The 6,377-nt window shown below is 44.4% G+C and carries 7 protein-coding genes and 9 tRNA genes; 13 read left to right on the top strand and 3 right to left on the bottom strand.

Annotation, left to right across the window (positions count from 1 at the left end):
* Nucleotides 1-48: 48 nt before the first annotated feature.
* From DW930_RS04640 to DW930_RS04600, 9 genes are all read left to right on the top strand, one after another.
* A tRNA-Asp gene (locus tag DW930_RS04640) sits at nucleotides 49-121 on the top strand.
* A 31-nt stretch (nucleotides 122-152) separates the two neighbouring features.
* A tRNA-Lys gene (locus DW930_RS04635) sits at nucleotides 153-225 on the top strand.
* A 5-nt stretch (nucleotides 226-230) separates the two neighbouring features.
* Nucleotides 231-312 (top strand) — tRNA-Leu (locus tag DW930_RS04630).
* A gap of 17 nt (nucleotides 313-329) precedes the next feature.
* Nucleotides 330-402, top strand: a tRNA-Thr gene (locus tag DW930_RS04625).
* Between the two features lie 23 nt (nucleotides 403-425).
* Nucleotides 426-497, top strand: a tRNA-Gly gene (locus DW930_RS04620).
* A gap of 7 nt (nucleotides 498-504) precedes the next feature.
* Nucleotides 505-590 (top strand) — tRNA-Leu (locus DW930_RS04615).
* Nucleotides 591-611: 21 nt separating this feature from the next.
* Nucleotides 612-685: transfer RNA gene (locus DW930_RS04610), tRNA-Arg, on the top strand.
* A gap of 36 nt (nucleotides 686-721) precedes the next feature.
* A tRNA-Arg gene (locus DW930_RS04605) sits at nucleotides 722-795 on the top strand.
* Nucleotides 796-814: 19 nt separating this feature from the next.
* A tRNA-Pro gene (locus DW930_RS04600) sits at nucleotides 815-888 on the top strand.
* Between the two features lie 65 nt (nucleotides 889-953).
* Here DW930_RS04600 and DW930_RS04595 read toward each other — a convergent pair.
* From DW930_RS04595 to recX, 3 genes are all read right to left on the bottom strand, one after another.
* Nucleotides 954-1,271 (bottom strand): DUF960 domain-containing protein, encoded by a 318-nt coding sequence (locus tag DW930_RS04595; RefSeq protein WP_023022377.1) that lies wholly within the window; start codon nucleotides 1,269-1,271, stop codon nucleotides 954-956.
* A gap of 99 nt (nucleotides 1,272-1,370) precedes the next feature.
* Nucleotides 1,371-1,904, bottom strand: a complete 534-nt coding sequence (locus tag DW930_RS04590) for a DUF402 domain-containing protein (RefSeq protein WP_006596828.1) — start codon at nucleotides 1,902-1,904, stop codon at nucleotides 1,371-1,373.
* 87 nt (nucleotides 1,905-1,991) lie between these two features.
* The gene (gene recX, locus DW930_RS04585; RefSeq protein ID WP_123159451.1) at nucleotides 1,992-2,768 is read right to left on the bottom strand and encodes a recombination regulator RecX; all 777 of its coding nucleotides are present in this window, start codon (nucleotides 2,766-2,768) and stop codon (nucleotides 1,992-1,994) included.
* Between the two features lie 158 nt (nucleotides 2,769-2,926).
* On the opposite strand from recX, the gene rlmD reads away from it, so the two are divergent.
* Genes rlmD through DW930_RS04565 form a run of 4 tightly spaced genes read left to right on the top strand, consistent with a single transcriptional unit; the run spans nucleotide 2,927 to nucleotide 6,375 of the window.
* Nucleotides 2,927-4,282 (top strand): 23S rRNA (uracil(1939)-C(5))-methyltransferase RlmD, encoded by a 1,356-nt coding sequence (rlmD, locus tag DW930_RS04580; protein WP_123159450.1) that lies wholly within the window; start codon nucleotides 2,927-2,929, stop codon nucleotides 4,280-4,282.
* 17 nt (nucleotides 4,283-4,299) lie between these two features.
* On the top strand, nucleotides 4,300-4,752 hold the full coding sequence (locus DW930_RS04575) for a cytidine deaminase (RefSeq protein WP_023022383.1): 453 nt from the start codon (nucleotides 4,300-4,302) through the stop codon (nucleotides 4,750-4,752).
* A gap of 43 nt (nucleotides 4,753-4,795) precedes the next feature.
* Entirely contained in the window at nucleotides 4,796-5,029 is a 234-nt protein-coding gene (locus DW930_RS04570) for a DUF1858 domain-containing protein (protein ID WP_006596822.1), read from the top strand.
* Nucleotides 5,029-6,375 carry a DUF438 domain-containing protein gene (locus tag DW930_RS04565; RefSeq protein WP_023022385.1) on the top strand — a complete coding sequence of 449 codons (1,347 nt, stop codon included), beginning with the start codon at nucleotides 5,029-5,031 and terminating at the stop codon, nucleotides 6,373-6,375. Before DW930_RS04570 ends, DW930_RS04565 begins: the two co-directional genes overlap by 1 nt.
* The last annotated feature ends 2 nt before the right edge of the window (nucleotides 6,376-6,377 follow it).

Genomic DNA, 6,377 nt, shown 5'->3' with positions numbered 1-6,377 from the left:
CTGCCTTACAAGCAGAGGGTCAGCGGTTCGATCCCGTTAACTCCCATAGGTCCCGTAGTGTAGCGGTTATCACGTCGCCCTGTCACGGCGAAGATCGCGGGTTCGATTCCCGTCGGGACCGTAGGAACATAGTTTCTAGAAGATAATGATACGACTCGTTAGCTCAGTTGGTAGAGCAATTGACTTTTAATCAATGGGTCACTGGTTCGAGCCCAGTACGGGTCATTATAGCGGGTTTGGCGGAATTGGCAGACGCACCAGATTTAGGATCTGGCGCTTTACGGCGTGGGGGTTCAAGTCCCTTAACCCGCATAAAGGAATAATAATGAGCCGGCTTAGCTCAGTTGGTAGAGCATCTGATTTGTAATCAGAGGGTCGCGTGTTCAAGTCATGTAGCCGGCATTTTTTTATATAAAGAAACAGATGCGAACGTAGTTCAGTGGTAGAACACCACCTTGCCAAGGTGGGGGTCGCGGGTTCGAATCCCGTCGTTCGCTTGAGGAGGCCGGGGTGGCGGAACTGGCAGACGCACAGGACTTAAAATCCTGCGATTGGTAACGATCGTACCGGTTCGATTCCGGTCCTCGGCATAGACTTAGGTTGGAGAAGAAGCACCCTTAGCTCAACTGGATAGAGTACCTGACTACGAATCAGGCGGTTAGAGGTTCGACTCCTCTAGGGTGCATGGTCGCAAGACTATGTAAGAATAGAATAAGAACGAGCACCCTTAGCTCAACTGGATAGAGTACCTGACTACGAATCAGGCGGTTAGAGGTTCGACTCCTCTAGGGTGCATAAAGCGTAAGCTTTAGTTCGGGAAGTAGCTCAGCTTGGTAGAGTACTTGGTTTGGGACCAAGGTGTCGCAGGTTCGAATCCTGTCTTCCCGATATTATTGAAAGGTCATATGACCTTTTTTGTTTTGTAAAGAAAAAAGGCCATTAGGCCTTTTATTTTATAAGAGTTGGTATTCATCAATCAGCATGATGGTTTCTCGTCCTTTGTTATCAACGATTCTGACTTGTCTTGGGTAGTAAGGGTCGAAAGGGATAAGGAAATCTACAGCGATTTCTAAGGGGAAGTCTTTTTGACTGAAGCGCAGGGTTGTTTTCCCTTTTCGATTGATGAGTTCAAATTTTAAAACGGGATTTAAGGGATAGACATGTTTAAGGTAGTTGTCAATGACAAACCAGAAACTATCGATGATATCATCCGGTAAGCTGGTTACGACCCCAAAACTTGCATAGCGGCCTCTTGTATTTGTAAACGCCATAGTGTCTCCCTTCCTGTTTTTATTAAGTACATAGTACTTGTTTTACTTGGATATTGCAAGTATTAAGTTCGAAAAAAAGAGCTTTCGCTCTTTTCAACTTTATTTATTTCGCAGTTCAACATAACGGTTGTACCAAATTTTAATGTATTCCTCAGAGAATGGACCTAACTGGTTGTTAATCCAGTCTACAAGGATTTTGACATTTTCTTTTAGGATAAAGTCAATGTCATCTGAATAGTTCATTTTGCGTTTGTGCTGTTCGTATTCTTCTACGTCCAGCAGTTTCTTATCACCATCTGGAAAGACTTTGACATCAAGATCATAATCAATATACTTTAGTGCCTCTTGGTCCATATAATAAGGACTGGCAAGATTACAATAATAGGATACTTCATTATCTCGGATCATAGCAATGATATTAAACCAGTACTTCTTATGAAAGTAGACGATTGCTGGCTCTCGTGTAATCCATCTTCTACCATCGCTCTCTGTAACGAGAGTATGATCATTGACGCCGATAAGTGCGTTTTCCGTAGTTTTTAGTACCATGGTGTCCCGCCAGGTTCGGTGGAGACTTCCATCATGTTTATAACTTTGAATTGTAATAAAGTCGCCTTCTTTAGGTAGTTTCATAACTTACCAACTTTCTACAATCTAAGTACATCCTCTATATTGTATCATATTTTCATGAAAATAAGGGATTTTCATGTGATTTTTTATTTAAAGGAATTCGCGAAGTGCTGTAGAAATGTCTGAGTAGTCGTATCCCTTGCGCGCAAGGGCTTGAGTGAGGCGTTGTTTAAGCTCGTAGCCCTCGTATTTTCGGGAGTATTTCCGGTGCTGTTTTTCTAGTTCCTTCATAATCAGGTCAAGAGTTTGTTCCTCGTCTTGTTCGATATCTAATTGGTGATAGGCTTGCTTGGCAACTTCATAACTAAAGCCTTTATTGATAAGAGTTTGTGTGATTTTATCTTTTAAGGCTCTTGGTGGAAGTTTCTTAACGTATTGCTTAGCCAGTTTCTGGGCAGTTCGTTTAGCCACCTCGGAAAAATCAAATTCTGAGGTGATTTGGTCGATATAGTGGGAAGAGACACCTTTTTGAATGAGCTTTTGCTTGAGGAGATAGGGGCCCTTGTCTCCTGAGAGGTGATTGGATTGAAAGATAGCACGAGTATAGGCCAAGTCATCGATCCATTTGTCTTCTTTTAGGGTGTTAATGACGGTTTCGATGGTAGATTCGTCGATTTCGTGCTTGATTAAGTAGTCGCGAACCTCACGAGCTGTTCGTGCCTTAAAGGAAAGGTGATAGAGGGCCAAGTTTTTAGCATGGGAGAGCTGGGCAAAGGTTTGAATTTCCTTGAGTTCTTCCTGGCTAATTTCCTTGTCTCGTGAGAGCATGAAGCGGACGATGGTGTCTTCTGTAATGTAGAGGGATTCGGCTTGATCCAGCTCTAGAAGGTAGAGACGTTTCTTCTTTTCTAATTTGGTAATTTTCATAGGTTTCCTGTTTCGTTCGTGTTTTATTATGGTAAATGATCAGTCTTTCTCTTTATATTATTCGTAGTCCTTTTGAGAAATGGTCCCTGATTCCTTGTTTTTCTTTTCAATTCTATCATATTCTAAACGAATGAGAAACTACATGGTATAATAGACATATGGATTTAAAAGTTAAACAAAGAATTCCTTTGAAAATCAAGCGAATGGGAATTAATGGTGAAGGGATTGGCTTTTACAAGAAGACCTTGGTCTTTGTGCCTGGGGCTTTAAAGGGTGAAGATGTCTTTTGCCAAATTACGGCGATTCGGAAGAATTTTGCAGAAGCCAAGCTCTTGTCCGTCAACAAGGCTTCCAAGTATCGGGTAACGCCAACCTGTGATATTTACGAGACCTGTGGGGGCTGCCAAATCATGCATCTGAAGTACAGCAAGCAGTTGGAGTTCAAAACAGACTTATTGCAACAGGCCTTAAAAAAATATGCTCCTAAAGGGTATGAAAACTATCTGATTCATCCGACGCTTGGGATGAAAAAACCTCAGTATTATCGGGCCAAGCTCCAATTTCAGACGCGTAAATTTAAGGGGCAGGTAAAGGCTGGTTTATACGCTCAAAATTCCCATTATTTGGTGGAATTAAGGGACTGTCTGGTCCAGGATCCGGTCATTCAGGAAATTGCTAATCACGTAGCTGAGCTATTGACCTACTACCAGATTCCGATTTCAGATGATCGGAAGCAATTGGGAGTTCGAACCATCATGGTACGCCGGGCTCGCAAGTCTGGTCAGGTCCAAATGATCGTGGTGACGAGTCGACAAATTAATTTAACAAACTTGGTCGCAGACCTAGTAGAAAAATACCCTGAAATTGTAACGGTGGCAGTCAATCTGAACACTTCTAAATCAAGCGAGATTTATGGGGAGAAGACGCAGATTATATGGGGACAGGAGACCATCCGAGAAGGGGTCTTGGATTATGATTTTTCCTTGTCTCCTCGGGCCTTTTACCAGTTAAATCCTGAGCAAACCGAAGTCCTCTATAGTGAGGCTGTCAAGGCCTTAGATGTATCACCAGAGGATCATTTGATTGATGCCTACTGTGGTGTTGGGACCATTGGTTTCGCCTTTGCGGACAAGGTCAAGAGTGTACGGGGGATGGACATTATCCCTGAAGCGATTGAGGATGCCAAGTACAATGCTAAGCAGATGGGATTTGATAACACACACTACGAAGCGGGGACGGCTGAGGAAATCATCCCTCGCTGGTACAAAGAAGGCTATCGTGCGGATGCAGTCATTGTGGATCCACCACGGACAGGACTGGGGGTTCAATTGATTGATACTTTGTTGCGCTATGCCCCTCAAAAGATGGTCTATGTCTCTTGTAATGTTTCGACCTTGGCGCGAGACCTTGTAGACTTGACCAAGGTGTATGATGTTGTCTACATCCAGTCAGTAGATATGTTTCCCCATACAGCTCGGACAGAAGCTGTGGTGAAGTTAGTCAAGAAAGCTTAATAGAACAGGAATCAACAATGGATATTTGGGAAATCATGTATGAAAAGGCCAAGGCCCTCTATCGTCCCCATGAAGTATCTGATTTTGTCTATGCGCAACACGTGGTTGCGGCTATTGAGGCAGAGGATGGGCAAATCTATACAGGCTTTTGTATGGAAGGGACCTGTGGAGTCTTCCATTTGTGTGCAGAACGAGCGGCTCTCTTTAATATGTACCAAGCATCTGGTCAAACCAAGGTGAAACGAATTTTAGCCTTCCGAGATCGACCACCTTATGGTGGCGGATCTGGAATGCCTTGTGGGGCTTGTCGAGAGTTCTTAATGGAACTTGATCCAGCCAATAGCCAGTTGGAGTTTATGGTCGATTATGAGAGTCGGAAGACTATTACTCTGGGAGAATTGATGCCCTTTTGGTGGGGAGAAGAACGGGCCAATCAGAGGGCTGAGGAGCTTCCCCAGGAGGAATCTTAGTTTCCCAGGAGCTAAGATGAGAGAAGAAATGTGAGAGTGAGAGATGGACAATAAAATTGATGTATCGATTCCAGTTGCTCAAGTCATTGATCAACATCCGGAAGTATTAGACTTGTTGGTGGAATTGGGCTTTAAACCCTTAGCCAATCCGATCATGCGCAATACAGTTGGGCGCAAGGTTTCTTTGAAACAAGGATCAAAATTAGAAGGTACGCCCATGGAGAAGATTGTGCGAACATTAGAGGCCAATGGCTATGAAGTAGTGGGGCTAGACTAATGAGCGATGAACGAATTCATGTCTTGAGAGACATCTTATTAGATCTTCATCATGGAGCCTCTCCTGAGTCGGTCCAAGAGCGCTTTGATGCGACCTTTAGCGGGGTGTCTGCGATTGAGATTTCCCTCATGGAGCATGAGCTGATGAACTCTGATGCAGGCATTACCTTTGAGGATGTCATGGAGCTTTGTGATGTCCATGCCAATCTCTTTAAGAACGCTGTACAAGGGGTTGAAGTAGCAGATACTGACCATCCAGGCCATCCGGTTCAGATCTTTAAACAGGAGAACCTGGCCCTTCGGGCGGCTATGATGCGGGTCCGTCGTTTGCTGGATAATTATGAGACGACAGAGGATCCTGAGATGATCCAGGAGATTCACAAAGGCTTGTTGCGTCAGCTAGGCTTGGTGGGTCAATTTGATCGGCATTACCGCCGCAAGGAAGAGTTGATGTTTCCTATTATGGAACGCTATGGACATGATTCCCCTCCCAAAGTCATGTGGGGGGTAGATGACCAGATTAGAGACCTCTTTGCGAAAGCCTTGGAAGTGGCTAAGGAACTTCCTAATTGTGCCATTTCGGAAGTCAAAGAGCGATTTGAAGCCTTTGCGCAAGAGTTTGAGGCCATGATCTTCAAGGAAGAGTCCATCCTCTTGATGATTTTGCTGGAGGCCTTTACTCAGGATGATTGGCTCTCCATCGCGGAAGAAAGTGATGCCTATGGGTATGCCATCATCATTCCGAGTGAGAAATGGGTGCCGAAACGTGTGGACTTCAAGGAAGAAGGAGTAATTGAGACAGAAGCTTCAGGTGAAGCCCTTCCTTCTTCAAATGGAGGCGAGCAGCGACAGGTCATTGAGACTCCAGAGGGGCAGTTGACCATTACCTTCACCCCTAAGAAAAAAGAAGAGAGCTTCGACCGTCAGCAACCACAGGCTTTTGGCCACGGCTTCCTCTCTGTGGAGCAGGCTAACTTGATCTTGAACCATCTACCGATGGAGATCACCTTTGTTAATAAGGATGATATTTTCCAATATTACAATGATGCAGCGCCTTTTGAAGAGATGATTTTCAAACGGACGCCGTCGCAGGTAGGACGCCATGTCGAACTGTGTCACCCGCCAAAATACTTGGAGAAGGTCAAAGCAATCATGCAGGGGCTTCGAGAGGGGAAAAAAGACAAGTATGAAATGTGGTTCAAATCAGAATCACGTGGGAAATTTGTCCATGTTACCTATGCAGCAGTGCGCGATGAAGCGGGAGAATTTCAAGGTGTCTTGGAATATGTCCAGGATATCCAACCCTATCGGGAGATCGATAGTGAATTTTATAGAGGATTGGAGTAAGA

This window comes from Streptococcus sp. AM43-2AT (assembly GCF_003603405.1).
In the GTDB taxonomy this organism is placed as follows: Bacteria; Bacillota; Bacilli; order Lactobacillales; family Streptococcaceae; genus Streptococcus; species Streptococcus ilei.
The sequence above is the reverse complement of the archived record's forward strand: the minus strand, read 5'-3'. Positions and strand labels throughout refer to the sequence as shown.